Below are 25,037 nucleotides of genomic sequence, written 5' to 3' on the forward strand. Positions count from 1 at the left end.
ATGCAGGGGCAGCGGGGGCGGGCGAATCGACTCCACCCCTCTCCCGTCGCGAGCTCCGCGAGCGCGAGCGCGCTCTGGCCCTCGCCTCCGACGTCTCGCTCGCGAGCGGCTCCGACGACCTCCTCGCGGCTCCCACGGCGGAGCAGCTGCGCGAAGCGGAGCGCCGCGTCGCCTCGGTCCGCAGCGCCCCGGCCCCCGTCCCCGCACCGCGCGCGACGCCGCTCCGGCCCGTGCGCCGGGCTCGGGTCGGCGGACTCGTCGCCCTCTCCTTCGTCGCGGCCATCGTGGCGGCGACCTCTCTGCCGGCCACATCGCTCCTGACCGCGGAGGACGTGCAGGCGCAGAGCCTCTCGACCCCCTTCGGCGCCGACGCCCGCCGCGGCGCGCAGTCGTTCGTCGCCGGCGAGGTCAGCGCCGAGACGGTCGCCCGCGACGGGTTCGGCGTGCAGGAGCGCAAGACGCAGACCAACGTCGCCGACATCGTCCGCACCTCAGACACCGGCTTCACGAACGACCCGAACGCGTCCATCCAGTGGCCCTTCGCCGTCGGCGTGCCGGTGGGCGACCGCTTCGGCTACCGCAACTGCGCGGGCTGCTCGGTGAACCACGGCGGCACCGACTTCAACCCGGGCGACGGCTCGCCCATCCAGGCGATCGCCGACGGCGTCGTGCGCACGGTCATCGACGGCGAGGGCTCGCTCGGCGTGCACGTGATCGTCGACCACGAGATCGACGGGCAGCTCGTCTCGAGCGTGTACGCGCACATGCAGCACGGCTCGGCGGCCGTGAACGAGGGCGACCCGGTGAAGGTCGGTCAGCTCCTCGGCCTGGTGGGCACGACCGGCATGTCGACCGGCCCGCACCTGCACTTCGAGATCCGCCTCGACGGCGTGACCAAGGTCGACTCCTACCTCTGGCTCAAGGCCAACGCCGGGCGCTGACCCGGCGGCGCGACGCGGGAGCCGCCGGGCGGACCCCGCGGCCCGCTACTCCGCGCGCAGCCAGACCGTGGTGTCGGCGGGCAGCGCCGGCTCGTGCAGCTCCTCCGAGGACAGCACCACGGAGCCGACGGGCAGCTCGACCGGAGCCTCGCCGAGGTTCGCGATCACCGTGACGGCTCCGTTGCGGAACGCCACGACGTCCTCCGGGTAGCCCTCGAGCCACTCGACGGCGCCGGAGCCCAGGTCCTCGGCGCGGCGCACCACGAGCAGGGACCGGTACAGCTCGAGCGTCGAGCCCTCGAGACCGCGCTGGCGGTCGCGGGCGAGCGGCGCCCAGTCGCCGGGCTGCGGCAGCCAGGAGTCGCCGGAGCCGCTGAAGCCGTACGCGGGCGCGTCCGCCTCCCACGGGATCGGCACCCGGCAGCCGTCACGGCCGTAGCGCTCGCCGCCCGTGCGGAACCAGGTCGGGTCCTGACGCGCCGAGTCCGGCAGGTCGATCGCCTCGGGGAGCCCGAGCTCCTCGCCCTGGTAGACGTAGGCGGAGCCGGGGAGCGCGAGCATGAGGGCGGTCGCGGCACGAGCGCGGCGCAGCCCCAGGACGGGGTCGGGGAGTCCCGGCGTGCGCGGGCCGATGCCGTAGCCCTGCGGGTTGTCGGACGTCAGTGCCAGGCGGCTCGCGTGGCGCACGACGTCGTGGTTCGACAGCACCCAGGTCGACGGGGCGCCGACGGCGGCGAAGGCCTCGACGGAGGAGTCGATGATGTCGCGGAGGGCGGGTGCGCTCCACGGGGTCTCGAGGTAGGCGAAGTTGAAGGCCTGGTGCATCTCGTCGGGGCGGACCCAGCGGGCGAGCTTGGAGAGCGGCTGCACCCACGCCTCGGCGCAGAGCACGCGGTCGTCCGGGTACTCGGCGAGCAGGGAGTGCCAGTCGCGGTAGATCTCGTGGACGCCGTCCTGCGCCCAGTAGGGGGCGGTGGCGGGCTCCTCGCCGTCGGCGGGAGCGACTCCGCCCATCGACCCGCTGTCGGCGGGCGGCGTGTAGTCGGGCAGCCCCTCGGCCTTGATCATCCCGTGCGCCACGTCGACGCGGAAGCCGTCGACGCCGCGGTCGAGCCAGAATCGGAGGACCTCCCGGAAGCGCTCGCGCACCCACTCGTTCGTCCAGTCGAAGTCGGGCTGCGAGGTGTCGAAGAGGTGCAGGTACCACTGGCCGGCCGAGCCGTCGGGCTCCATGACGCGGGTCCACGCGGGGCCGCCGAAGACCGATTCCCAGTTGTTCGGGGGCAGCTCGCCCGACTCGCCCCGGCCGTCGCGGAACAGGTAGCGCGCCCGCTCGGCGCTGCCCGCGGGAGCGGCGAGCGCCTCCTGGAACCAGCGGTGGGCGCTGGAGGAGTGGTTGGGGACGAGGTCGACGATGATGCGGATGCCCAGGGCGTGAGCGCGGGCGAGCATCGCGTCGAAGTCGGCGAGGGTGCCGAAGAGCGGATCGACGTCGCAGTAGTCGGCGACGTCGTAGCCCGCGTCCTTCTGCGGCGAGGTCATGAAGGGCGAGAGCCAGATCGCGTCGACGCCGAGCTCGGCGAGGCTCTCGAGGCGCGAGGCGATGCCGGGCAGGTCGCCGATGCCGTCGCCGTCCGCGTCCGCGAAGGAGCGCGGGTAGATCTGGTAGATGACGGCGGTGCGCCACCACTCGGCTCCCCGGCGGTGCTCGGCCTCGGAGTCGGGGCCGGGGGAGTTCTCGGGCGCGCCGGAGGTAGCGGAGTCCAGGGTCATGCGGTCGAGTTTATCGGGCGGCTCGTGGGCGCCGGGGGCACGCCCCCCGCCGTCCCGTACAGTCGACGGGTGATCGAAGAGACGCCGGACGAGGCCCGAGCCCGACGCCGACGGGCGCTGCTGTGGGTGGTGCCGCTGCTGGTGCTGCTGGTCGGCGGCCTGGTCGCCGTCACCCTCGCGATCGGCGGATTCGCGCTGCGCAGCATGACCGGCGCCTCCGCCGTGCAGCTCGTCCTCGTCGGCTAGGCGGTCGCGGCCGGGCCGTCCTCGTCCTCGGGCGGGGGCGCGGAGGAGGTGCGCGCCCGCTCCTCGGACGCGTGCACGGTCTCGGGCCCGGTCGCGCGGGCCTGCTCGTCGGCGCGGGTGACCGCCTCCGCGAGCTCGTCGGCGACGAGGTACCCGGGAGAGACGGCCTCGGCCCGGTAGGCCGCCCGGCCGACCATGTGCGCCGAGACGGGCACGGTCAGCAGCTGGAAGCCGATCACCAGCGCGATGGTCCCCGCGGCGGCGAAGCCGGGGTTCCGGATGGCGACCGCGAGCATCACGCAGATCAGTCCGAGCACCTGCGGCTTCGTGCCCGCGTGCATCCGGGAGAGCAGGTCGTCGAACCGCATCAAGCCGATCGCGGCCAGCAGCGAGAGCAGGGCGCCGACCAGCAGCAGCACAGCGGTGAGCACGTCGAAGAACAGGTCCATGTCAGTCCTCCTCGCGGTTGGCCATGAACTTGGCGACGCTGATCGATCCGAAGACGGCGAACAGCGCGAGCCCGAGCGCGACGGGCAGGGTCCGCGCGTGGTGGTTGACCGCCATCTCGGCGCCGATCCCGCAGATGATCGTCGCGACGAGCACGTCGGCCGCGACGACCCGGTCGAGCACGGACGGACCGCGGAGGATCCGCACGAGCGCGAGCAGGCAGGCGGCGCCGAAGACCGGCACCAGGATCCAGATCAGCCAGTCGATCACCGGACCACCCCCGATCCGGCCTCGATCGGCCGATTCACGCGCTGCACGTCCTCGCGGGAGCCGATGGCCCGGACGATGCGCGCTTCCGTCCGGAGGACCGTCCGGCGCACCTCGTCGATCCGCTCGCCCTCGTCGTGGGTCACGCCGAGCACGTGCAGGTAGAGGACGTTCAGCTGCGGGTCCACGTCGATCACCAGGGAGCCGGGGACGAGCGAGACGGCCTCCGTCGTCCAGACGAGCATCCCCTCGGAGCGGCTGCGCAGGTGCACGGCGACGATGGCGTTGTGCACCGGGACGGGCAGGGTCAGGATCTGCCAGGACACCCGCACCGAGGCCACCGCGATGTCGGCCAGCAGGCGCAGGAGGAAGAGGAGCACGAACCACGGGTTGATGCGGTTCGAGAACTCGACCGGCGGCAGGTAGAACACCCGGGTGATCAGCAGGGCGACCAGGAAGCCGGTGACGATCGACAGCACCGAGACGTCGTCCCAGAGCAGCACCCAGATCCCGACGAGGGTCACGAACATCGCGACGCGGTTCCAGATGTCGACGCGGCGGCGGGGGCTCATCGCGGCCCCTCCTCTCCGAAGGACGAGTCGCGGTAGACGGTCGCGATGTAGGTCGCGGGGTCGGCGACCGCGCTCGCCGCTCGCTCGCTCGCGTCGTAGAGGGGACCGGCGCCGACGGTCAGCACGACGCCGACGACGACCATCCCCGCGGTGGCGAGCACCATCATCGGCGGCGAGTGGCGGGTGCGGATGCTGCCCGTGTCGTCGGGGTCCTCCTGCAGCTGGTCGATCAGGGGCGACTCGTAGCCGGGCACCTCCTCCTGCCGGCGCCAGAAGACCATGTTCCAGACGCGCGCGACGGCGTAGAGGGTCAGGAGCGAGGTGACGGCTCCGGCGGCGATGACGGCCCAGATCAGCCACGACGGCTGGTCGACGGCCGCCTCCGTGCCGGCGACGAAGAGCCCCACCTTGCCGAGGAAGCCGGTGAACGGCGGGATCCCGCCGAGGTTCATCGCGGGGATGAAGTAGAGCAGCGCCAGCAGCGGCGAGGCCTTGAGCAGCCCGCCGAGGCGCAGGATCGAGGTGGTGCCGCCGACGCGCTCGATCAGGCCGGTCGCGAGGAAGAGCGTCGTCTGCACCGTGATGTGGTGGATGACGTAGAAGATCGTCGCCGCGTAGCCGGCCGGGGTGCCCACGGCGATCCCGAAGACCATGTAGCCGATGTGCGAGACCAGCGTGAAGGACAGCATCCGCTTGATGTCGGCCTGCGCGACGGCGCCGAGGATGCCGACGATCAGCGTCAGCAGCGCCACCACCAGCAGCACTTCGCTCAGCCTCCCGCCGGGGAAGAGCAGGGTCTCGGTGCGGATCAGCGCGTACACGCCGACCTTGGTGAGGAGTCCGGCGAAGACGGCGGTGACCGGCGCCGGAGCCGTGGGGTACGAGTCCGGGAGCCAGAACGACAGGGGGAACACGGCCGCCTTGATCCCGAAGCCGAGCAGCAGCACCACGTGGAGCACCAGCTGCACGTCGGCGGGGAGCTCGGCGATGCGGATCGAGAGCTGCGCCATGTTGACCGTGCCGGTGGCGCCGTAGAGCAGGCCGATGGCCGAGAGGAAGAACACGCTCGAGACCAGGCTGACGACCACGTAGGTCGTGCCGGCGCGGATCCGCGGCGCGGTGCCGCCCAGGGTGATCAGCACGTAGCTCGCGGCCAGCAGGATCTCGAAGCCGACGTAGAGGTTGAACAGGTCGCCCGCGACGAAGGCGTTGAGGATGCCCGCCGAGAGGATCAGGTAGGTCGGGTGGAAGATCGTGACCGGCGTCTCGCGGTTGCCGTCGACGAGGCCCTGGCCGACCGAGAACAGCAGGACGCCCAGCAGGGTGATCGAGGTGATCACGAGCATCAGCGCGGCGAGCGGATCGACGACCAGCACGATGCCCCACGGCGGCTCCCAGCCGCCCACGTAGACGGCGCTGCCGCCTCCGTCGCCGGTGAGGACCAGCACGAGCATCACCGAGGAGATCACCTGAACGCTCGAGAGCGTCACGATGTTCACGGTGATCTGCGCGCGCCGGTGGCGTCCGAGGATCAGCGCGACGGCCGCTCCCAGGAGGGGGAGGGTGACGACGAGCGGGATCAGGGCGTTCATCGGTCCTCCTTCCTGTCGTCGGTCATGGCGCTCTCCCCGTGCTTGGCGGCGGTGCCCTCGTCGCTGGACTCGAGCAGGACGTCGAGCGCCCGGTCGTCGGCGGTGGTCTGGGCCGAGATGCCCGCCGCGTCCTCGCGGACGGAGGCGTCGGTCTCGTCGTCCTCCACCTGGTCGGCGTTGGCGAGGCGCCAGCGCCGGTAGATCATCGCCAGGAGGAAGGAGGACACCCCGAAGGTGATCACGATCGCGGTGAGGATCAGCGCCTGCGGCAGCGGGTCGGCCATCTCGGCGGCGATCTGCTCGTAGGAGCGCCCGTCGTCGGTGACGAACGGCGCGATGCCCGAGCGGCCGGCCATCAGCAGGATGAGGATGTTGGTCGCGTTCCCGACGAGCAGGAACCCGATCAGGATGCGGGTGAGGCTGCGCTCGAGCATCTGGTAGACGCCGGCCGCGTACATCACCGCCATCACGACGACGAGGACGAGGGTGATGCTCATGCGCCGTCCCCCCTGCCCGGTCCGCCGACGACCGTGGAGCCGGTGGGCAGCGAGGTCTCGAGCCCGTCGACCGTGCCCTGGCCGGGGCCGGGGGTGCTGTCCGTCGAGTGCGTGACGCCGTCGCCCGAGGGGGAGCCCTGCTCGGCCTCCTCGCCGTGGCGGTCGACCTCGCCGCCGAGGCTGCGGAGGATGTCGAGGGCGAGGCCGATCACGATCAGGTACACCCCGATGTCGAAGAGGGTGGACGTGCCCAGGTGGAGCTCGCCCAGCACCGGCACCTCGAGGTCGAGCCAGCTCGATTCGAGGACCTCGAGGCCGAAGGCGAGGGAGGAGACGGCGGTGCCGACGGCGAAGAAGAGGCCGAGTCCGAGGACCTTGCCCGCGTCGATCGGCGCGGCCTCGCCGAGCTCGAAGCGGCCGCCGGCGAGGTAGCGCGCGACGAGGGCGAGACCGGCGAGCAGGCCGCCCGCGAAGCCTCCGCCCGGGGTGTTGTGACCGGTGAAGAGCAGGTAGACCGACACGATCATCGCGGGGTGGAAGAGCAGGCGCACCAGCACCTCGAGCACGATCGAGCGGTTCTCCGGCCGGAGCGTGCGCCCGGCGACGAGCCAGGAGCCGCGGTCGCCGTCGCGCTCGGCGTCGGCGGAGGAGGCGGTCAGGTCCATCGCGCGCTCGCGGCGGTCGTCGGCGCTCTGCGACTCGAGGCGGGGAGCGCCTCCGGCCCGGCTGGAGAGGAAGATCAGGCTCGCGACGCCGGTGGCGACCACGACGAGGACCGAGATCTCGCCCATCGTGTCCCAGGCGCGGATGTCGACGAGCAGGACGTTGACGATGTTGCGGCCCTTGCCCTCCTCGTAGGCGAGGCGGGGCAGCTCGGCCGAGATCGGCGTCGCGGTCCGGGCGCCGAGGGCGATGGTGGCGGCGAGGGCCATGACCGCTCCGACCGCGATGCCGATGACGGCGCGCAGGCGCTTGCGCATCGGCTGGTGCTTCGCGGCGATGCGGGTCGGGAGGCGGCGCAGCACCAGGACGAAGACCACGAGGGTCACCGTCTCGATCAGCGCCTGGGTGAGGGCGAGGTCCGGTGCACCCTGCAGGGCGAAGAGGGCCACCATCCCGTAGCCGGTGGCGCCGGCCAGCAGCACGGCGGCGACGCGGTTGCGGGCGATCGCGCACAGCACCGCCGCGAGGATCATCACGGCCGCGACCGCGAGCTGGCCCGGGCTGTCCCAGAAGACGAGATCGCCCGGCCAGGTGCGGTTGAGGGCGGCCGCACCGCCGACGCCGAGGACGAAGACCGCGAAGATCACCGTCAGGTAGCGGGGGAGCGAGCCGCGCTGGACGGACTCGGTGACCGTGCTGGCGACGCGGTCGAGCCAGCGGACGGTGGCCCAGTAGCCCTCGGCCGAGTCGATCCGGTTGGGCAGCATCGACTGCGCGCGCGCGACGGCGACGCGCTTGGCGAAGAGCAGGAGTCCGACGGCGATCACGAGGGCGCTGAGTGCCAGCGCGGGCTCGAAGCCGTGCCAGAGCGCGAGGTGGTAGCCGCCGTGGTCGGAGGCCTCCGCGGCGGCGGCGAGCTCCGGGTCGGCGTCCGGGGCGGCGTAGGGGAGGGTGTCCGCGTAGACGGCGACGAGCGGGTCGAGCACGGAGGCGGCGATCCCGCCGATCACGCTGGCGGCGGCCAGCAGCACCGGGGCGGCGGTGAAGGTCCACGGCTCGGCGTGCAGGTGCGTGTCCTCGAGCCCCTTCTTCCGGGCGAAGGCGCCCCAGAAGAAGCGCGCGGAATAGGCCACGGTGAGGATCGAGCCGAGGACGAGGCCGACCAGCGCGACCCAGGCCCAGAACGAGCCCTGCTCGATCGCCGAGATCAGGCTCGTGAACACGGCCTCCTTGGCGACGAAGCCCAGCAGCGGCGGGATGCCCGCCATCGACAGCACGCCGACGAGGGCGGCGCTCGCGAGCACCGGCGCCTGCCGGCCCAGGCCGCTGAGCTTGCGGAGGTCGCGCGTGCCGGCGCGGTGGTCGACGATGCCGACGGTGAGGAAGAGCAGCGCCTTGAAGAGGGCATGGGCGACGAGCAGGGTCAGTCCGGCCAGCGCGGCGTCGCGCGAGCCGAAGCCGACGGCGACGGTCAGGAAGCCGAGCTGGCTGACGGTTCCGTAGGCCAGCACGAGCTTGAGGTCGTACTGCCGGAGCGAGCGCCAGCCGCCGACGAGCATGGTCCAGACTCCGACGCTCACCACCACGGGCAGCCAGACGGAGTCGTCGGCGAAGCCCGGCGCGAGGCGCGCGACGAGGTAGATGCCCGCCTTCACCATCGCGGCGGCGTGCAGGTAGGCGCTGACCGGCGTGGGAGCGGCCATCGCGGCCGGCAGCCAGAAGTGGAACGGCACCAGGGCGGACTTCGAGAACGCGCCGAGCAGTACGAGCACCAGCGCCGTCGACACGATCGGGCCGGAGGGGGCGGCGGCGACGATCCCGGAGAGGCTGGTGGTACCGGCCTGCACGATCAGGACGATGATCCCGACCAGCATCGCCAGCCCGCCGAGAGTCGTGACCAGGAGCGCCTGGAGCCCGGCACCCCGGCTCTCCTTGCGCCCGCTGTAGTGGCCGATGAGGAGGTAGGAGAGGACGCTCGTCGCCTCCCAGAAGACGAAGAGGATGATCACGTCGTCGGCCGTGACCAGCCCGTACATCACTCCGGCGAACGCGGACAGGAGCGCTGCGAACCGGCCCAGCGAGGGCTCGTCGCGGCTGAAGTACGTCGCGCAGTAGACGAGGACCAGGGCGCCGACTCCGCTGACCACGAGGGCGAGGACGATCGAGAGCGCGTCCAGGCGGAAGGAGAGGGCGATGTCGAGCGCGGGGATCCACGGCACGGACTCGCGGATCTCGCCGCCGTCGAGGATCGTCGGCAGGGCGGTCGCGGTGGCGACGAAGCTCGCGGCCGGGATCAGCGCCAGCGCGTAGAACGTCTTCGGCCCGAACCGGTCCACCAGCCAGGGGGTCACCACGGCGATCGCGAACGAGATCACGAGGATGAGGAGCATCACATGTTCCTCCCAAGGTGTACCCAGCGCATAAGTCGGTCAAGAATATCGGAGCGCCCTCCCGCGGAACCTGAGTGCGCGGAGGCTTGACGGCCCCGTCGTGATCCGCCAGGGCCCTACCGTGGGGAGCATGGCCCGCTCGCTCCTCCCCGACCAGCTCTGCCGACTCCGCGTCCACGACCTCGCGACGGGGGAGTCGACGACCGTCTTCGAGTCCGACTCCCTCCTCGTGGAGGCGCCGAACTGGACTCCGGACGGCTCCGCCCTGATCGTGAACGGCGACGGCGGCCTCTTCCGACTGCCGCTCCAGGGGACGCCCGTGCTCGAGCCGATCCCGCTCGACGGGGTGCCGGCCGAGCTCAACAACGACCACGTGCTCGCCCCGTCCGGCGGGCTCGCCTACGTCTCGGCGCGCGACGGGCACCTGTACGCGGTCGAGCTCGACGGCTCCGCCCCCGCCCGCCGCCTGACCGCCGAGCGCGAGGGCGCGCGCTTCAAGCACTACCTGCACGGCGTCTCGCCCGACGGCGCGACCCTCGCGCTGATCGGCGGCGGCGACGCCTCCGGGCGGTGGCGGACCGATGTCTACACGATGCCGGTCGGAGGAGGCGCGCTCACCGTCCTGACCGACGACGAGCCGGCCGACGACGGCGTCGACGTCTCGGCCGACGGCCGCACCCTCGTCTTCAACTCCGAGCGGGCCGGAGGCGGGGCGCAGCTGTTCCGCATCGGCCTCGACGGCTCCGCGCTCTCCCGCCTGGTCGAGTCGGACACGGTCGACTGGTTCCCGCACGAGTCGCCCGACGGCGCGCACCTGCTCTACCTCGCCTATCCGGAGGGGACGGTTGGGCACCCCGAGAACGTCGACGTAGAGCTGCGGCTGCTCGACCTCCCCGGGCGCTCGACGCTCGAGCCCGGCCGCGTGCTGGAGCGCCTCCACGGCGGGCAGGGGACGATCAACGTCTCCGGCTGGGCGCCGGACTCGACGCGCTTCGCCTACGCCGACTACCCGCGGCGCTGAGAGCCTGAGTCCTTGCCGCGCATGCGCGTGAGGGGGATCGATCACGGCGGGGAGCGGGTCTTGAATCGGGGGATGACCATCGACAGCGCAGCATCCTCCTCCGTCACCCGCTCGCCGCTCGGCGACTCCGGCATCGACGTCTTCCCGCTCTCGCTCGGCGGCAACGTCTTCGGCTGGACCGCGGGGCGGCAGACCTCCTTCGACGTCCTCGACGGCTACACGGCCGCGGGCGGCGACTTCATCGACACCGCCGACGCCTACTCCGCCTGGGTCCCGGGCAACACGGGCGGCGAGTCCGAGACGATCATCGGCGAGTGGCTCGCGCAGCGCTCGGGGGACCGGGACGACGTGGTGATCGCGACGAAGGCGGGCCGCCACCCGCAGTTCACCGGCCTCGCGCCCGACACCGTGCGCGCGGCCGCCCGCGCCTCCCTCGAGCGGCTCGCGACCGACCGGATCGACCTCTACTACGCTCACTTCGACGACGAGGCCGTGCCGATGGCCGACATCGCCGCCGTGTTCTCCGAGCTCGTGGACCAGGGCCTCGTTCGCGCGATCGGAGTGTCGAACTTCAGCGCCGAGCGCGTCGCGGAGTGGCTGCGCATCGCGGGCGAGGAGGGCCTGCACGCGCCCGTCGCGCTGCAGCCGCACTACAACCTCGTGGAGCGCGGGATCGAGGCCGACCTGCTGCCCCTCGCCCGCGAGGCGGGGCTGGCCGTCGTCCCCTACTCCGCCCTGGCGTCGGGATTCCTGACCGGCAAGTACCGCGACGGATCGACGCCCGAGGGTCCGCGCGCCGACGGCGCCTCCCGCTACCTCGACGGCCGCGGCCGCCGGGTGCTGGCGGCGCTCGATGCGGCGGCGGAGGCGCACGGCGCCGAGGTGGCGACGGTGGCGCTCGCGTGGCTCCGCTCGCAGCCCGGAGTGGTCGCGCCGATCGCCAGCGCCCGCGTGATGGAGCAGCTGCCGTCGCTGATCGCCTCGGCCTCCCTCGAGCTGAGCGCCGAGGAGCTCGCCGCGCTCGACGAGGCGAGCCGGGCGTAGCCGCAGACGGGCAGCCGCGGGGGCGCGTCCCCCGCGGTCATCGACGCTCCGCGGAGGTGCTATCGTCTAACGGTGCCAAATCGCGGGCACGCCCCGAGAGGGGCTGTCAGACCCGCAGGTGCGCCCCCTTAGCTCATTGGTAGAGCACTTCCTTGGTAAGGAAGAGGTAGTGGGTCCGATTCCCACAGGGGGCTCCGTTCCCCGCAGGCCAGGCCTGCGAAGAACGCGCGGCGGGGTAGCTCAGGTGGTTAGAGCACACGGCTCATAATCGTGGTGTCGCGGGTTCAAGTCCCGCTCCCGCTACAGCGAGAAGGCCCCGGTTCGCGCGTCGAGCCGGGGCCTTCGGCTTTCCCGGGCGAGGTCCTGCCCGTGGGAGAGGTCTCAGACCGCGCAGCCCGCGAAGAGCACGTCGTCCGAGGAGACCAGGTCCTCCAGGGTCAGCAGGCGGTCGAGGTCGTGGCCGGCGGCCAGGGCGTTGGCGCGCTCCGGTGCGGTCTGGGGGGCGAGGCGCCCCTCCATGACCCCGCCGAGGGCGCGGACGGCGCAGGCGGCGACCACTCCCTCCGGGGTGCCGCCGATGCCGAGGACGAGGTCGACGCGGCCCGCGGGATCGGCCGCCTCGATCGCGACCGACACGTCGCCCTCGCCGCGCAGCTCGAGCGCGACCCCGGCCGCGCGCAGAGCCTTGATGAGCCCGGAGTGACGCGGCTTGTCGAGCACGACGACGACCAGCTCCGCGACGGGCTTCCCGAGCGCCGCCGCCAGCCGTGCGGCGTTCTCGGCGGGAGGGAGGTCGAGCGAGATGGCGCCCCGGCCCGCTCCCGAGCAGACCAGCTTGTCCATGTAGAAGACGTCGCGCGGGTCGAACAGCGTGCCTCGCGGGGCCAGCGCGATCACGCTCACCGAGCCGGGGAGCCCCTCCGCCGTGAGCCGGGTCCCGTCGAGCGGATCGACCGCCACGTCGCAGGAGGGTGCGGAGGCGCGGCCGAGGCGCTCGCCGTTCGCGAGCATCGGGGCCTCGTCCTTCTCGCCCTCGCCGATCACGACGACGCCGTCGAACGGAGCGTCGGCCAGCACGGCGCGCATCGCCGCGACCGACGCCTCGTCCGCCGCGATCTTGTCGCCGCGCCCGTACCAGCCGCGCGCCGCCTCGGCCGCCGCGCGCACGGCGGAGGCCACCGCCTCCTGCAGCTCGGCCGGGTAGGCGGGCGACGCGATCAGCCGCAGGCCGCTCATGCGCGCGCGGGCTGAGCGGTCGCGGTGCGGACCAGCCGCTCCAGGGTGCGCAGGCCGTCGGAGGAGAGCACCGACTCCAGGTGCCCCTGCACCGACGCGACGTGCTCGCCGCGCAGGGCGTTGACCACTCCCGTCTCCGGGTCGACCGACACCTCGAGCCCCAGCCGGGGCGTGCGCGCGACGCCGGGGGCGACGGAGGAGAAGGTGTTGTAGAAGCCGATCGCGGCGTCCTCGCCGAACACGTCCACCGCCAGGCGCACGCCCTGGCGGGGCGCGGGCAGCGGCTCGACCGGGAGGCCCGCCAGCAGTGAGAGCATCTGGTGGCTGAGGCAGACGGCGAGCATCGGCCGCTCCGCCTCGAGGCGGGTGGTCATCAGCGAGCGCAGGTGCGCGATCCGCGGGTCGGAGTCGTCGCGGGGGTCGCCCGGGCCGGGGCCGAAGACGACGAGGTCGTCGCTCAGCACGTCGGCGACCTCCGACCAGCGCTCGACCCGGGCGTCCATCCCGAGGTGGCGCAGCTGGTGGGCGAGCATCGTCGTGAACTGGTCCTCGTTGTCGACGATCAGCGCGGTGTGCCCGGCGAGGCCGGCGATGTGCTCGGGCGCCTGGGGCCGGAGCCAGAACGAGGCGAGCCGCTCGTTGCGCGCCTCGAGCGCCTCCTGCACGCCCGGCTGCGCGTTCAGGTCGAGGGCCGGCGGCACCTCGCGGTGCGGCAGCAGGCCCAGGGCGGAGAGGACGCCCGACGCCTTCGCCCGCGTCTCGGCGACCTCGCCCTCGGGGGTGGAGTGGCGCACGAGCGTCGCGCCGGCCGGCACGGTGAGGCGGCCGTCCGCGCGGAGGTAGGCGGTGCGGATGAGGATGGGGGCGTCGACCGTGTAGCCGTGCTCCTCCGGCTCGAAGAGGGCGAGCACGCCGGAGTAGTAGCCGCGCGGCTCCTTCTCGTACTCGGCGATCACGGCGCACGCGTTCTCCATCGGCGAGCCGGTGACCGTGGGCGCGAACATCGTCAGCCGCAGGACCTCGCGCACGTCGAGTCCGGTGCGGCCCTCGAGCAGGTACTCGGTGTGGCTGAGCCGCGACATCTGCTTGAGGAACGGCCCGAGGATGCGGCCGCCGTCCGGGCAGACCGCGCTCATCATCTTCATCTCCTCGTCCACGACCATGAAGAGCTCCTCGCTCTCCTTGACGTCGGCGAGGAACGCGAGCACCTCCTCCCCGGTGGGTCCGGCCGCGGGGTGGCGGAAGGTGCCGCTGATCGGGTTCATCATCGCGACGCCGTCGCGCACCGAGACGTGGCGCTCGGGGGTCGCGCCGACGGCGGTGACCGTCTGCGCGCCGTCGACGCCGGGGGTGTGGATCGCGAAGGTCCAGTACGCGCCGGACTCGTCGGTGAGCAGGCGGCGGAACCAGGCCAGGACCGCCTCGACGGGCGGCGCGTCGGTCTGCGCGACGAAGGCGCGGTTGATGACGAAGTTGGCGCCCTCGCCGCGGCCGATCTCGTCCTCGATCACCCGGCGGACGATGTCGGCGTACTCGTCGTCCGGCACGTCGAAGCCGCGCTCCTCGACCGGGATCTCCCGCTCGGGCAGGAGCCGCAGCACCTCCGCCAGGGGGACGCTCTCGCGCTCGCGCACCACGAGGTTGCGAAGCGGGGCTCCGTCGTCCTTCGCCGCGAAGCCGCGCTCGCGCACCTGCCGGTAGGGCACGAGGGTCAGCACGTCGTCGCCGTCGAGCGGGATGTCGGCCAGGCCCTCGACGTCGAGCACGTCGCCCGTGAACACGTCGACGGCGTCGCGGCCCTGGCGGAGGACCACCGCGAACGGCAGCGTCCCGTCGGAGGCGAGGATGCGGGAGAGGAGCGAGGTCATCGTGGTCCTTGAATCGGGTCGTGCCCCACCCGGGCCCTGACATGCAGAACGACCGCCCGGAGGAGGCGGTCGCGTGCGAGGGGTCTGCGCGTCGGTCCGCCTAGGAGGCGGGCCACCAGGGGCTTCGGATCGACGTGCGCACGCGGCGAGTCTAGGGGAGAGCCGGGCGGCGGCCAAGCGGTGTCAGGCGGCGGGCCGCTCGGTCGGCTCGCCCCGCAGGGTCCGGAGCAGGAGGGTCGCGCCGGCCGTCGCGGCGGGGGTGGCGACGACCGCGCCCCCGGGGACGAGGAACGCCAGGTAGACGGCGATGCCGAAGCCGAGCGAGACCGCGCGGTGCTCGCCGAGGAGGCGGCGGCGGTCGCGGAGGGAGAGCCCCCGGGCGTCGCCCGCGAACCCGGTCAGCTCGAGCGCGAGGGCCCTCCCGCCGACCAACGCGCCCGCGACGAGGCCGACGATCGAGCCGACCACCGGCACCAGGCCCAGCAGCACCAGGACCACGCCGATCCCGAGGGAGGTGACGACCAGCACGGCGGAGTCGCGGAGGCCGCGGCCGACCCCCTGCCAGAAGGTGCTCTCGCGCTCGTCGGGCACGCCGCCGAGGTCGTCCTCGACCCGCCGCCAGATCCGCTCGTAGAAGGGGTCGCCGACCAGCAGGGTCACCGCGGCGAAGAGGACCACGCCGAGGGCGAGCACGGCGCCGACCACCGCGATCGAGAGCACCAGGCGGACGGTGGCGGCCGTGCCCTCGTCCCAGCCGCCGGCGAACGGGGTGAGCGCGGTCACCGCGTCCTGCACCCGCGTGAGCACCAGGACCAGCACGCCGACGAAGACCAGGCCGACGATCAGGGGCGGGATCGCGCCGAGGAGCATCGCCCGCGGCGAGCGGACCCAGGTGCGGAAGCCGCGGAGGAAGAGCCGGGCACCGAGGCCGAGATCGCGGAGGACGCTCATCCCCCGATCCTCGCAGGTGGGTCCGGCCCGGCGGTCCGGTAGAACACCCGACCGTGCGGGGTGCGGAGCCTCAGACCCGCTCGAACGGAGCGAGCAGCCCCGCCATCGCCTTCGTCCGCGGCGCGGCGTACTCGTCGCGCCGCGAGGTGCTGACGCCCATCGCGACGAGCCCCTCCACCAGGCGCACCGCCGAGGCGACGCCGTCGATCACGGGCACGCCCAGCTCCCGTGAGAGGTCGCGGCACAGGTCGGCCATGCCCGCGCAGCCCAGCACGATCGAGTCGGACCCGTCGACGGCCAGCGCTTCGGCGCACTCCGCCAGGATCGCGCGGCGGGCGTCGGAGCGGGGGTCGTCGAGTTCGAGCACGGGGATGTCGCAGGCGCGCACCTGACGGCAGGCGTCGCCGAACCCGGCGCGGCGGGCGATGTCCCAGGCGCGGCCGCTGGTGCGCGAGAGCGTGGTGACCACGCTGAAGCCCCGGCCGACGAGCGCGGCCATGTGCATGGCGGCCTCGGCGATCCCCACGACCGGGCCGCTCGCGATCTCGCGCGCGGCGTCGACGCCCGGGTCGCCGAAGCACGCGATGACCGCGCCGTCGCTGCCGGCCGCCTCCGCCCGGGCGATCTCGTGCAGGACGCCGGGCACGGCGAGCGCCTCGTCGTAGTGGCTCTCGATCGATGCCGGACCCATCGGCGGGGTGACGGCCGTGATCTCGGTGCCGAGCGAGGCGACGGAGCGGGCGGCCGCGCCGATCGCCGCGGTCATCGCGGTGCTGGTGTTCGGGTTGACGACGGTGATGCGCATGGTGGTTCCTCGGTTCGGGTGCCGGGAGGGGGAGGGACCCGCCCGGCCGCCGGCCCGCAGGATGCGGAGCGGCCGGGGCGGATCCCTCCTCCGTGCCGGCCGGATCAGACGGTCGAGCCGTCGCTGACGTTCTCGAGGTCCTCGTCGAGGCGCCCGATCCGCGGCGCGCGCCGCTCGAGCACGGCCATAGCGACGAACCCGAGCCCGCAGCCGAGGAACCAGCTGTAGTCGCCGAGCCAGGTGAACTCCGCGCCTCCCGCCTCCGCGATCCAGCGCGGCACGAGCACCGAGGCGACGGAGGGGACTCCGCCGATCACGGTCGCCCAGACGGCGTTGGGGTTGAAGCCGCGCGAGAACCAGTAGCGGCCCTTGTCGCTCATCGTGTAGAGGTCGTCCACCCAGACGCGCTGGCGGCTGATCAGGTAGTAGCCCGCGATGAGGACGCCGAACAGCGGTCCGATCAGCGCGCCGAGGATGCCGAGCGTGTAGTGGATGGCGGTGTCGTTCGAGTACCAGTTCCACGGGGTGAGCAGCACCGAGCCGACGGCGGCGATCATGCCGCCCATCCGCCAGCTGATCTTCTTCGGGTTGACGTTGGAGAAGTCGAACGCGGGGGAGATGAAGTTGGCGACGATGTTGATGCCGATCGTCGCGATGACGAACGTGAGCCCGCCCAAGAGCACGGCGAACCAGGTGTCGATCCGCTCGACGGTCTCGATCGGGTCGGTGATCAGCTCGCCGAAGACCGGCACGGTCGCCGACGCGGTGATCACGGTGAGGAGGGAGAAGAAGAGGAAGTTGATCGGGAGGCCGAGCAGGTTGCCGCGCTTCACGGCGCCGTAGCTGCGGGCGTACCGGGAGAAGTCGCCGAAGTTGAGCATCGGGCCCGAGAAGTAGGAGACGACCAGGGCGACGGCCGAGATCATCACCGGCACCGCGGCGGCGAGGTCGAGCGGCTCGCCGGAGCCGAGGGTGAGAGAGACGTTCTCCCAGCCCGCCTGCGACACCAGGTAGACGGCCAGCACGAGCATCACCACGTAGACCGCCGGTCCGGCCCAGTCGATGAAGCGGCGGATCGACTCCATGCCCCGCCAGAACAGCGCGGCCTGCGCGACCCAGAGGATCGCGTAGGAGAGGTAGCCCAGGGCCGAGAGGTCGAGGAACGACGTCTCGGGCGTGTTCAGGGCGGCCATGCCCGGGAAGAACTTGAGGAAGACGATGTTCAGCGACTGCGCCGCCAGGTAGGTCTGCACGCCGTACCAGGCGATCGCGATCAGTCCGCGGATGATCGCCGGGATGTTCGCGCCGCGGATGCCGAAGATCGCGCGGTTGATGACGGGGTAGGGCACGCCGGTGACCTGGCTGGGCTTGGCGACGAGGTTGCAGAAGACCTGCACGATCACGATGCCCACCACCAGGGCGACGAGCACCTGCCAGCCGGCCAGGCCCAGTGCGAAGAGCGAGCCCGCGGTCACGTACCCGCCGACGCTGTGCACGTCCGACATCCAGAACGCGAAGATGTTGTAGCTCGACCAGCGCTGCTTCCGGAGCGGGGCGAGGTCCTCGTTGGAGAGGCGGTCGTCGTAGCCGGCGCTCGCCGCGGCGGCGGGATCCGGATCGACGGGGGGAGCGGTGACTCGGGGTGCGGTGACGCGGTCGGACATGGGTGGATCCACCTCTCGGGCGGTCGTGCGCAGAGCGGCACGGAGCGGATGTGTCAGGGTGGTCGGGACGTCCGGCCGAGGAGGCGGGGCGTCGCGGAGAGCGTTCCGAGTGAAGTGATCACTTCACGCGGGCCACGCTACGAGTCGGGAGGCCGCCGCTCGTTTCGGCTCCGTTACGGCTGTGTGACGATCCGCGAGAGGGGACGGGCCATGCCCTCCGACGACACCGCGCCCGACGAGGCGGCCGCCCGGGCGATCGCGGACGGGGCCGGACTCGGCGCCCGGCTGCGGGAGCTGCGGCTCTCGGCGGGCCTGTCGCTGAAGGCACTCGCCGGGCGACTCGGCATCTCCGTGAGCGCCGTCTCGCAGATCGAGCGCGGAGCCATGCAGCCCTCGGTCGGCCGGCTGATCGCCCTCGTGGACGCGCTGGGGGTCCCGCTGTCCGCCGTGTTCGACCAGGGCGCGTCGGCGCCGGTCGAGACCGCGGTCGTCCGGGCGCGCGAGTCGGCGCCCGTGGCGCTCGAGGGCGGAGTGCTGTTCCGCCGTCTGGCGCCGCGTCCGCTGGACGCCGTCGACTTCTTCGAGTCGACCTACCCGCCGGGCTCGACCTCGACGGCGCACCGGCAGCTGCTCCGCCACGACGGGTTCGAGATGGGGACGGTGACGCTCGGAGAGCTGACGGTCGAGTTCGAGGACGAGTCGGTCGTCCTCGGGCCGGGCGACGCCATCACGTTCCCGTGCGAGCGGCCGCACCGCATGGTCAACACGGGCTCGACCACGGCGATCGCGACCTGGCTGATCGTCCACCGCTGACACCGCGCCGGTGCTTCGTGCCGGACCTCTGGCGGCACCACCTGCGTATGGGATCCTGGTCCTCGCTCCTCCACAACGGGCGGACGACCGTCTCCTGTCCACACCCCGGTCGGGATCGGGGCGCGGCGGGCCCTCGGTGTCGGTACCGCCTGGTGGGCTGGTCTCCTCGACCGAGGGGTGCGGAACGTGGAGGAGCGGATGGACGGCAGGAACGACGAGGGGTGCCCGCGCTGGTGCGCGGGCGAGCACGACGAGCTGGTCGCGGCGGGGGAGCGGCTGCACCGCTCCGCGGCGAGCTCGCTCCCGGTGGTGCTCTGGGCGGGCCGAGACGGGGCCGCGGGCGCGACGGTGCACGTCTCCCTGTGCCGCCCGGGGGAGTCGGGGGAGCACAGGCTCCGCCTGGAGGCCGACGGGCTCGGCGAGGTCGACCTCGATCTCAGCTCGGGGTCGCGGCTGGCCGGCGCGGTGCTCCGGCTACTCGGCGCCTCGTGACGTGCGCGGCGGGTCGGGCGGCAGGAGGTCCGTCAGCTCGATCTCGAGCGCCTCGCAGAGCGCGAGGAGGGTGTGCAGCGTGGGGTTCGCGGGCGAGCCGGGCTTCGACTCGCCCTTCTCGAACTTCTGGTAGGTGTAGCCCGCGAGCCCGGCCGCGTGGGCGATCCGCTCCTGGCTGGCGCCCTTGGCGATGCGGGCCCGGTGCATGTTGGTGCCGAGCTCGCGGGCGTAGGTCGCCCAGTCGCGCTCGGGAGTGGGTGTCGACATGCCCGCCAGCTTCGGAGAAGTTCGGCCACGGGTCAGCCATACACGGATGGGAAATTCCCGGTGGTCATACCCGGGTGACCACCGGCGGCGCCTCCGGAGCCCCGAGGGCCCCGCGACGGCAGCGCCTAGTATGGCCGGGTGCCAGTGAACCCCGAACTCGTCGGGCGCGTCTTCGCGCCCACGGAGCCCTATCAGGTGGGGCGCGAGAAGGTGCGCGAGTTCGCCCGCGCCGTCTCCGCGACCTCCCCCCTGCACCACGACGTCGAGGCCGCCCGCGCCGCCGGGCACCCCGACCTCGTCGCTCCGCCCACCTTCGCCGTCGTCGTGCAGGAGTTCACGCTCCAGCAGCTGCTCGCCGAGCCCGACGGCGGGATCGACTTCAGCCGCGTCGTGCACGGAGACCAGCGCTTCGTGCTGTCCCGTCCGGTCGTCGCCGGCGACGAGCTGACCGCGACCCTCTCGGTCGCCGCCATCAAGAAGCTCGGCGCCCACTCGATGGTCACCACCGAGTCCCGCATGGTCGACGCGAGCGGCGAGCACGTCGTCACCGCGATCTCGACCCTCGTGGTCAGGGGAGACGAATGAGCACCGCACTGCCCGCTCTCGCCGAGCTGAGCGTCGGCCAGGTCGTCGCCGAGAGCCGCTTCACGATCGACCGCGGCACCCTGGTGCGCTACGCGGGCGCCTCGGGCGACTTCAACCCCATCCACTACCGCGACGACGTCGCCGCCGAGGTCGGCCTGCCCGGCGTGCTCGCGCACGGCATGCTCACGATGGGCACCGCGGTGCAGGTCGTCGTCGACTGGGTCGGGGACCCCGGACGCGTGGTCGACTACCAGGTGCGCTTCACCCGCCCCGTCGTGGTGGACCCGCGCGACGGCGCCGCGATCGACGTGGTCGCCAGGATCGGTGCTGTGAACGCCGAGGAGGGCTGGGTCCGCGTCGACCTCGCCGTCTCGGTCGAGGGCCAGTCCGTCCTCGGCAAGGCCCAGGCGCGGGTCCGACTCGCGTGAGCTCCGCGCCGCTGCTCTCCGCCCTGACCACCCTCCGCGTCGGCGGACCCGCCGAGCGCCTCGTCGAGCCCGCCACCGAGGCGGAGCTGGTCGAGACGCTCGTCGGCCTGTGGTCGGAGGACGAGCCGTGGCTGCTGCTCGGCGGCGGCTCCAACCTCCTCGTGGGCGACGACGGGGTCGAGGGCACGGTCGTGCGCGTGCGCACCACCGGCGTCGAGCGGCTCCCCTCCGACGAGCCGGGGCGCGTGCTCCTGCGGGTGCAGGCGGGCGAGTCGTGGGACGGCCTCGTCGCGACGACGGTGGAGCGCGGCTGGGCGGGCCTCGAGGCCCTCAGCGGCATCCCCGGCACGGTCGGTGCGTCGCCGGTGCAGAACATCGGCGCCTACGGCCAGGAGCTCTCGGACACGCTGGTCGCGGTCGACTTCCTCGACGAGGGCGCCAGCGAGCCCGTCCGGCTGACGGCGGAGGAGCTGCAGTTCGCCTACCGCACCTCCGTGATCAAGCAGGGCCGCCGGGGCGCGGTGCTGGCCGTCGAGTTCGCGCTCGAGGAGGTCGGCGCCGAGGGCGACGGCACTCCCGTCGCCTACGGTCAGCTGGCGTCGGCGCTCGGAGTCGCGCTCGGCGACCGCGTGCCGCTCGCGCGGGTGCGCGAGACCGTGCTGGCGCTGCGTGCGGGCAAGGGCATGGTCCTCGATCCGGAGGACCCGGACACCGCGAGCGCCGGCTCCTTCTTCACCAACCCCCTCGTCACGAGCGCGTTCGCCGACTCCCTGCCGCCCGAGGCGCCGCGCTGGCCGGTCGAGCCGACGGCGGAGGCGCCCGTCATCACTCCGCTCGCCGCGGTCGAGGCCGGAGCGCCCGTCGGGCTGCCCGTGCCTCCCCGCGCCGACGGCCTGGTGAAGCTCAGCGCCGCGTGGCTGATCGAGCACGCCGGCGTCTCGCGCGGTTTCGCCCTGCCCGGCTCGCGGGCCGCCGTGTCGAGCAAGCACACCCTCGCCCTGACCAACCGCGGAGGAGCGACGGCCGAGCAGGTCGCCGAGCTCGCCCGGTACGTCCAGGGCCGCGTCCTGGCGGAGTTCGGCGTGCTGCTGCACCCCGAGCCCGTCGTGGTCGGCACCGCGGTCTGAGTCCGCGCGGTCTGCGTGCGCAGGCCCCGCGCTCCCGGGGACGCGCGCCCTCCGGCCGCGGCCTCCTCCGGCTCAGCTGTCGCGGCGGATCCAGCGGAAGCCGAAGCGGCAGGCGACGAGCCCCACGACGAGCCAGATCCCGAGCACCAGCGCGACGCCGCCGAGGTCCCAGGACCCGTTCACCTCCGCCTCCTCGAATCCGCTCGGCAGGAACACGGCGCGCATGCCCTGCGCGATCCACTTGAGCGGGAAGACGCTCGCCGTGTTCTGCAGCCAGTCCGGCAGCGTCGTGAACGACAGGTACGACCCCGAGATGAACTGCAGCACGAGCAGCGGCGGCACGATCACGGCGGTCGCGCTCTTGCCCGAGCGGGGCAGCGCGGAGACGGCGATGCCGAGGATGGCCGACGTCGCGACTCCTGCCAGGTAGACCCAGGCGAAGGTCGCCCAGCGCCCGCTGTCGGTGGGCAGCTCGACCGAGAACACCGTCGCCGCGACGAGGAGCAGCAGGGCCGTCTGCGCGAGGCTCGTCACGAGCACCTGGCCGAACTTGCCGATGAAGTAGCTGAAGACCGGCAGCGGTGCTCCCGCGAGGCGCTTGAGCGTGCCGTCGCCGCGCTCGACCGCGATGTCGACGCCCAGGTTCTGGACGCCCGAGAGCAGGATCCCGGCCGCGGCCAGGCCCGGCACGTAGTACTCCGCCATCGGGATGCCCGGGTCCTGCGGGTTCGCCTGCATCACCGCGGTGTCGCCGAACGCGACCGAGAAGATCGTCAGGAGCAGCACCGGGAAGAGGAAGGTGAAGAACACCTGGTCCGGAGCGCGGAAGTACGAGCGGATCTCGTAGCGGGCCCGGGCGAGTCCGAGGCGGACGGTGCGTCCCGGGCCGGTGGAGAGGGTGCGGGGGCGGGTGGCGACGGCGGTCACGCGGGCTCTCCGATCAGGTCGACCGCGTCGCGGTCCTCGCGGATGAGGTCGAGGTAGATGTCCTCGAGGCTGGGGCGGACGACCTCGAGGGCCGTCGGCTCACCGATCCGGGAGTGCAGCTCGGCGACGGTCCGGGCGGGCTCGGTGGTGCGCAGCCGGTGCAGCACGCCGTCCTCGCGCCACTGCACGATCGGGACGCGCGCCTCGTCTCCTCCGATCGCGCTCATCGGGCCGATGGCCAGGAGCCGCCCGCCGGAGATCACGGCGGCGCGGTCGCCGAGGCGGGCGGCCTCGTCGAGGTAGTGGGTGGTGAGGAGGATGGTCGTGCCCTCGCTCTTGAGCAGGGCGATCAGGTCCCAGAAGGAGTGGCGGGCCTCGGGGTCGAATCCCGTGGTGGGCTCGTCGAGGAACACCAGCTCGGGACGGCCGATGATGCCGAGGGCGACGTCGACGCGGCGGCGCTGGCCGCCCGAGAGGCGCCCGATGCGCGAGCGGGCCTTGGACGTCAGCCCGACGGCCTCGATGGTCTCGTCGACGTCGCGCGGTCGCGGGTAGAGGCTGGCGAAGTGCGCGATCTGCTCGCGGACCGTCGCGTTGCCGGACTCGCCGCTGGACTGCAGGACGATCCCCAGACGCGCCTTCCACGCCAGGTCGCCGTGGCGCGGGTCGACCCCGAGCACCGACACCTCGCCGCCGGAGCGGTCGCGGTAGCCCTCGAGGATCTCGATGGTCGTCGACTTCCCGGCGCCGTTCGGGCCGAGGAGCGCGAAGGTCTCGCCCCGGTGGATGTCGAAGGAGACTCCCGCGACCGCCGAAGCGCCCCCGTAGTCCTTCCGCAGGTCGCGGACTCGGACGGCGTGGTCTTCGCTCATCGTCACAGCGTGCCCTGTCGCACCCCTCCGGCGACAGTGATCCCCGATTTCCGCCTCCCTCTTGCCCTCCCCGCCCCGAGATGCCAGGCACCCCTCACCTGTCGGACAGGCGCGTCGCAGTACCCGCCGGTCACCGTGAGGCACGGTCGAGCGGCGACCGGCGATCCGCGTGTCGGCGGATCGTCGTCCGCGCTGCGCATCCCGCTCTCTGCGACGCACCTCGTCGTCGAGCCGGCCGCGGCCTATCGACGACGCAGGAGGAGAGGGGCTAGACGGTGCCGAAGAGCCGCTGCAAGCGGCGCACGCCCTCGAGGAGCGCGTCGTCGCCGAGGGCGTAGGACAGGCGGAGGTAGCCGCTCGGTCCGAAGGCCTCCCCGGGGACGGTGGCGACCTCGGCCTGCTCGAGGATGAGGTCGGCGAGCTCGAGGGAGGTCGTCGGGGTGGTGCCGTTCCACTCGCGGTTCAGCAGCCCGTTCACGTCGGGGTAGACGTAGAACGCGCCGCCGGGGGTGGGGCACTCGATCCCGTCGATCGCGTTCAGCTCGGCGACGATGGTGCGGCGGCGGCGGTCGAAGGCCAGGCGCATCTCCTCGGCCGGCTCCTGCGGGCCGGTGAGGGCGGCGATCGCGGCGCGCTGCGAGATGTTCGAGACGTTGCTCGAGAGGTGCGACTGGAGGTTCGAGGCGCCCTTGATCGCGTCGGCCGGGCCGACCATCCATCCGACGCGCCAGCCGGTCATCGCGTAGGTCTTCGCGACGCCGTTGACGAGGATCGTCCGGTCGCGCAGGGCCGGCACCGCCTCGACGATCGAGGTCGCGTGCTCGAGCGGGCTCGCGTCGTCCTGGTCGCCGGTGGAGTAGACGAGGTTCTGGTAGATCTCATCGGCGATGATCCAGAGGCCGTGCTCCTCGGCCCACTCGCCGATCTCGCGGGTCTGCTCGGCCGAGTAGACGGCGCCGGTGGGATTGGAGGGGGAGACGAACAGGAGCACCTTGGTGCGCTCGGTGCGCGCGGCCTCCAGCTGCTCGACGGTGACCAGGTAGCCCTGGTCGGCGCCCGCGAACACGTCCACCTGAACGCCGCCGGCGAGCTTGATCGCCTCGGGGTAGGTGGTCCAGTACGGGGTCGGCACCAGCACCTCGTCGCCGTCGTCGAGGAGGGTCTGGAAGGCCTGGTAGACGGCCTGCTTGCCGCCGTTGGTGACCACGACCTGCGAGGGGTCGACGGCCCATCCGGAGTCGCGCGCCGTCTTCTCAGCTATGGCAGCGCGGAGGTCGGGGAGGCCCGCCGCGGGGGTGTAGCGGTAGTTCCTCGGGTCGAGCACGGCGGCCGAGGCGGCCTCGACGATGTGCTCGGGAGTGAGGAAGTCGGGCTCGCCGGCGGCGTAGGACACGACCGGGCGGCCCTGAGCCTGGAGGGCCTTCGCCTTGGCGTCGACCTTCAGAGTGGCGGACTCGGCGATGGCGGCGATGCGGGCGGAGATGCGCGTGGTGGAGGACACGACGGCCAGCGTATCCTGCGCGCGCACGGGGCTCCGAGGCCCCCCGCC

Annotated in this window: 25 protein-coding genes and 2 tRNA genes; 11 read left to right on the forward strand and 16 right to left on the reverse strand. The window is 72.8% G+C overall.

Going from position 1 to position 25,037, the window contains the following annotated elements:
- On the forward strand, positions 1-941 hold a 941-nt coding region (locus C5C71_RS18055), incomplete at its 5' end, for a M23 family metallopeptidase (RefSeq protein ID WP_104337708.1).
- Positions 942-986: 45 nt separating this feature from the next.
- Here the strand turns inward: C5C71_RS18055 and C5C71_RS11300 are convergent.
- Positions 987-2,714 (reverse strand): glycoside hydrolase family 13 protein, encoded by a 1,728-nt coding sequence (locus C5C71_RS11300; protein ID WP_104337709.1) that lies wholly within the window; start codon positions 2,712-2,714, stop codon positions 987-989.
- A gap of 69 nt (positions 2,715-2,783) precedes the next feature.
- Here C5C71_RS11300 and C5C71_RS17625 point away from each other — a divergent pair, with 69 nt between their 5' ends.
- Positions 2,784-2,960 (forward strand): hypothetical protein, encoded by a 177-nt coding sequence (locus tag C5C71_RS17625; RefSeq protein WP_181065699.1) that lies wholly within the window; start codon positions 2,784-2,786, stop codon positions 2,958-2,960.
- Here the strand turns inward: C5C71_RS17625 and mnhG are convergent.
- Genes mnhG through C5C71_RS11330 form a run of 6 tightly spaced genes read right to left on the reverse strand, consistent with a single transcriptional unit; the run spans position 2,957 to position 9,388 of the window.
- Complete coding sequence (gene mnhG, locus C5C71_RS11305) at positions 2,957-3,409, reverse strand: monovalent cation/H(+) antiporter subunit G (protein ID WP_219814185.1); 453 nt, start codon at positions 3,407-3,409, stop codon at positions 2,957-2,959. The genes C5C71_RS17625 and mnhG overlap by 4 nt on opposite strands.
- Before the next feature lies 1 nt (position 3,410).
- Complete coding sequence (locus tag C5C71_RS11310) at positions 3,411-3,677, reverse strand: monovalent cation/H+ antiporter complex subunit F (protein ID WP_308470711.1); 267 nt, start codon at positions 3,675-3,677, stop codon at positions 3,411-3,413.
- Positions 3,674-4,246 (reverse strand): Na+/H+ antiporter subunit E, encoded by a 573-nt coding sequence (locus tag C5C71_RS11315; RefSeq protein ID WP_104234245.1) that lies wholly within the window; start codon positions 4,244-4,246, stop codon positions 3,674-3,676. Before C5C71_RS11315 ends, C5C71_RS11310 begins: the two co-directional genes overlap by 4 nt.
- Positions 4,243-5,838, reverse strand: a complete 1,596-nt coding sequence (locus C5C71_RS11320) for a Na+/H+ antiporter subunit D (RefSeq protein WP_104337710.1) — start codon at positions 5,836-5,838, stop codon at positions 4,243-4,245. The genes C5C71_RS11315 and C5C71_RS11320 overlap by 4 nt, the downstream gene beginning before the upstream one ends.
- Complete coding sequence (locus C5C71_RS11325; RefSeq protein WP_104337711.1) at positions 5,835-6,335, reverse strand: Na(+)/H(+) antiporter subunit C; 501 nt, start codon at positions 6,333-6,335, stop codon at positions 5,835-5,837. Before C5C71_RS11325 ends, C5C71_RS11320 begins: the two co-directional genes overlap by 4 nt.
- Positions 6,332-9,388 (reverse strand): Na+/H+ antiporter subunit A, encoded by a 3,057-nt coding sequence (locus tag C5C71_RS11330; RefSeq protein ID WP_104337712.1) that lies wholly within the window; start codon positions 9,386-9,388, stop codon positions 6,332-6,334. The genes C5C71_RS11325 and C5C71_RS11330 overlap by 4 nt, the downstream gene beginning before the upstream one ends.
- Positions 9,389-9,518: 130 nt before the next feature.
- On the opposite strand from C5C71_RS11330, the gene C5C71_RS11335 reads away from it, so the two are divergent.
- The 4 genes from C5C71_RS11335 to C5C71_RS11350 all read left to right on the forward strand — a co-directional run bounded on the left by C5C71_RS11335 (position 9,519) and on the right by C5C71_RS11350 (position 11,756).
- Entirely contained in the window at positions 9,519-10,409 is an 891-nt protein-coding gene (locus C5C71_RS11335) for a PD40 domain-containing protein (protein ID WP_104337713.1), read from the forward strand.
- A 72-nt stretch (positions 10,410-10,481) separates the two neighbouring features.
- Complete coding sequence (locus tag C5C71_RS11340) at positions 10,482-11,453, forward strand: aldo/keto reductase (protein WP_104337714.1); 972 nt, start codon at positions 10,482-10,484, stop codon at positions 11,451-11,453.
- Between the two features lie 122 nt (positions 11,454-11,575).
- A tRNA-Thr gene (locus C5C71_RS11345) sits at positions 11,576-11,647 on the forward strand.
- A 35-nt stretch (positions 11,648-11,682) separates the two neighbouring features.
- A tRNA-Met gene (locus tag C5C71_RS11350) sits at positions 11,683-11,756 on the forward strand.
- A 78-nt stretch (positions 11,757-11,834) separates the two neighbouring features.
- Here C5C71_RS11350 and C5C71_RS11355 read toward each other — a convergent pair.
- The 5 genes from C5C71_RS11355 to C5C71_RS11375 form a co-directional block, all read right to left on the reverse strand.
- Positions 11,835-12,689, reverse strand: coding sequence for a fructose-bisphosphatase class II family protein (locus tag C5C71_RS11355; RefSeq protein ID WP_104337715.1), 855 nt, complete (start codon positions 12,687-12,689; stop codon positions 11,835-11,837).
- Positions 12,686-14,557: an anthranilate synthase family protein gene (locus C5C71_RS11360; protein WP_104227039.1), complete on the reverse strand. Its 1,872-nt coding sequence runs from the start codon at positions 14,555-14,557 to the stop codon at positions 12,686-12,688. The genes C5C71_RS11355 and C5C71_RS11360 overlap by 4 nt, the downstream gene beginning before the upstream one ends.
- Before the next feature lie 183 nt (positions 14,558-14,740).
- Entirely contained in the window at positions 14,741-15,508 is a 768-nt protein-coding gene (locus tag C5C71_RS11365; protein ID WP_104268593.1) for an EI24 domain-containing protein, read from the reverse strand.
- 70 nt (positions 15,509-15,578) lie between these two features.
- Entirely contained in the window at positions 15,579-16,313 is a 735-nt protein-coding gene (locus tag C5C71_RS11370; RefSeq protein WP_104227041.1) for an aspartate/glutamate racemase family protein, read from the reverse strand.
- 104 nt (positions 16,314-16,417) lie between these two features.
- Complete coding sequence (locus C5C71_RS11375) at positions 16,418-17,977, reverse strand: NCS1 family nucleobase:cation symporter-1 (protein ID WP_104337716.1); 1,560 nt, start codon at positions 17,975-17,977, stop codon at positions 16,418-16,420.
- Between the two features lie 210 nt (positions 17,978-18,187).
- On the opposite strand from C5C71_RS11375, the gene C5C71_RS11380 reads away from it, so the two are divergent.
- A complete protein-coding gene (locus C5C71_RS11380) occupies positions 18,188-18,790 on the forward strand; it encodes a helix-turn-helix domain-containing protein (RefSeq protein WP_104227043.1) in 603 nt (200 codons plus the stop codon).
- Positions 18,791-18,988: 198 nt separating this feature from the next.
- The gene (locus C5C71_RS11385; RefSeq protein ID WP_104337717.1) at positions 18,989-19,282 is read left to right on the forward strand and encodes a DUF6907 domain-containing protein; all 294 of its coding nucleotides are present in this window, start codon (positions 18,989-18,991) and stop codon (positions 19,280-19,282) included.
- On the opposite strand, the gene C5C71_RS11390 is transcribed toward C5C71_RS11385, so the two are convergent.
- Positions 19,265-19,549, reverse strand: a complete 285-nt coding sequence (locus C5C71_RS11390) for a helix-turn-helix domain-containing protein (protein ID WP_104223625.1) — start codon at positions 19,547-19,549, stop codon at positions 19,265-19,267. The genes C5C71_RS11385 and C5C71_RS11390 overlap by 18 nt on opposite strands.
- Positions 19,550-19,687: 138 nt before the next feature.
- Here C5C71_RS11390 and C5C71_RS11395 point away from each other — a divergent pair, with 138 nt between their 5' ends.
- Genes C5C71_RS11395 through C5C71_RS11405 form a run of 3 tightly spaced genes read left to right on the forward strand, consistent with a single transcriptional unit; the run spans position 19,688 to position 21,689 of the window.
- The gene (locus C5C71_RS11395; protein ID WP_104227045.1) at positions 19,688-20,134 is read left to right on the forward strand and encodes a MaoC family dehydratase N-terminal domain-containing protein; all 447 of its coding nucleotides are present in this window, start codon (positions 19,688-19,690) and stop codon (positions 20,132-20,134) included.
- Positions 20,131-20,562 carry a MaoC/PaaZ C-terminal domain-containing protein gene (locus C5C71_RS11400; protein ID WP_104227046.1) on the forward strand — a complete coding sequence of 144 codons (432 nt, stop codon included), beginning with the start codon at positions 20,131-20,133 and terminating at the stop codon, positions 20,560-20,562. Before C5C71_RS11395 ends, C5C71_RS11400 begins: the two co-directional genes overlap by 4 nt.
- Positions 20,559-21,689 (forward strand): UDP-N-acetylmuramate dehydrogenase, encoded by a 1,131-nt coding sequence (locus tag C5C71_RS11405; protein ID WP_104337718.1) that lies wholly within the window; start codon positions 20,559-20,561, stop codon positions 21,687-21,689. Before C5C71_RS11400 ends, C5C71_RS11405 begins: the two co-directional genes overlap by 4 nt.
- Positions 21,690-21,761: 72 nt before the next feature.
- Here the strand turns inward: C5C71_RS11405 and C5C71_RS11410 are convergent, their stop codons facing one another.
- The 3 genes from C5C71_RS11410 to C5C71_RS11420 form a co-directional block, all read right to left on the reverse strand.
- A complete protein-coding gene (locus tag C5C71_RS11410) occupies positions 21,762-22,616 on the reverse strand; it encodes an ABC transporter permease (RefSeq protein ID WP_104223629.1) in 855 nt (284 codons plus the stop codon).
- Positions 22,613-23,488: an ABC transporter ATP-binding protein gene (locus C5C71_RS11415; protein WP_104337719.1), complete on the reverse strand. Its 876-nt coding sequence runs from the start codon at positions 23,486-23,488 to the stop codon at positions 22,613-22,615. The genes C5C71_RS11410 and C5C71_RS11415 overlap by 4 nt, the downstream gene beginning before the upstream one ends.
- 268 nt (positions 23,489-23,756) lie before the next feature.
- Entirely contained in the window at positions 23,757-24,998 is a 1,242-nt protein-coding gene (locus tag C5C71_RS11420) for a pyridoxal phosphate-dependent aminotransferase (RefSeq protein WP_374953278.1), read from the reverse strand.
- Positions 24,999-25,037: the final 39 nt, after the last annotated feature.

The organism is Rathayibacter sp. AY1C1 (genome assembly GCF_002932105.1).
Lineage (GTDB): Bacteria > Actinomycetota > Actinomycetes > Actinomycetales > Microbacteriaceae > Rathayibacter.

Bases quoted from the DNA above. Each gene is read 5' to 3' on its own strand.
- C5C71_RS11300 (WP_104337709.1), bottom strand. From the start codon at position 2,714: ATGACCCTGGACTCCGCTACCTCCGGCGCGCCCGAGAACTCCCCCGGC.
- mnhG (WP_219814185.1), bottom strand. From the start codon at position 3,409: ATGGACCTGTTCTTCGACGTGCTCACCGCTGTGCTGCTGCTGGTCGGC.
- C5C71_RS11315 (WP_104234245.1), bottom strand. From the start codon at position 4,246: ATGAGCCCCCGCCGCCGCGTCGACATCTGGAACCGCGTCGCGATGTTC.
- C5C71_RS11320 (WP_104337710.1), bottom strand. From the start codon at position 5,838: ATGAACGCCCTGATCCCGCTCGTCGTCACCCTCCCCCTCCTGGGAGCG.
- C5C71_RS11325 (WP_104337711.1), bottom strand. From the start codon at position 6,335: ATGAGCATCACCCTCGTCCTCGTCGTCGTGATGGCGGTGATGTACGCG.
- C5C71_RS11330 (WP_104337712.1), bottom strand. From the start codon at position 9,388: ATGCTCCTCATCCTCGTGATCTCGTTCGCGATCGCCGTGGTGACCCCC.
- C5C71_RS11335 (WP_104337713.1), top strand. From the start codon at position 9,519: ATGGCCCGCTCGCTCCTCCCCGACCAGCTCTGCCGACTCCGCGTCCAC.
- C5C71_RS11340 (WP_104337714.1), top strand. From the start codon at position 10,482: ATGACCATCGACAGCGCAGCATCCTCCTCCGTCACCCGCTCGCCGCTC.
- C5C71_RS11355 (WP_104337715.1), bottom strand. From the start codon at position 12,689: ATGAGCGGCCTGCGGCTGATCGCGTCGCCCGCCTACCCGGCCGAGCTG.
- C5C71_RS11360 (WP_104227039.1), bottom strand. From the start codon at position 14,557: ATGACCTCGCTCCTCTCCCGCATCCTCGCCTCCGACGGGACGCTGCCG.
- C5C71_RS11365 (WP_104268593.1), bottom strand. From the start codon at position 15,508: ATGAGCGTCCTCCGCGATCTCGGCCTCGGTGCCCGGCTCTTCCTCCGC.
- C5C71_RS11370 (WP_104227041.1), bottom strand. From the start codon at position 16,313: ATGCGCATCACCGTCGTCAACCCGAACACCAGCACCGCGATGACCGCG.
- C5C71_RS11375 (WP_104337716.1), bottom strand. From the start codon at position 17,977: ATGTCCGACCGCGTCACCGCACCCCGAGTCACCGCTCCCCCCGTCGAT.
- C5C71_RS11380 (WP_104227043.1), top strand. From the start codon at position 18,188: ATGCCCTCCGACGACACCGCGCCCGACGAGGCGGCCGCCCGGGCGATC.
- C5C71_RS11385 (WP_104337717.1), top strand. From the start codon at position 18,989: ATGGACGGCAGGAACGACGAGGGGTGCCCGCGCTGGTGCGCGGGCGAG.
- C5C71_RS11390 (WP_104223625.1), bottom strand. From the start codon at position 19,549: ATGTCGACACCCACTCCCGAGCGCGACTGGGCGACCTACGCCCGCGAG.
- C5C71_RS11400 (WP_104227046.1), top strand. From the start codon at position 20,131: ATGAGCACCGCACTGCCCGCTCTCGCCGAGCTGAGCGTCGGCCAGGTC.
- C5C71_RS11415 (WP_104337719.1), bottom strand. From the start codon at position 23,488: ATGAGCGAAGACCACGCCGTCCGAGTCCGCGACCTGCGGAAGGACTAC.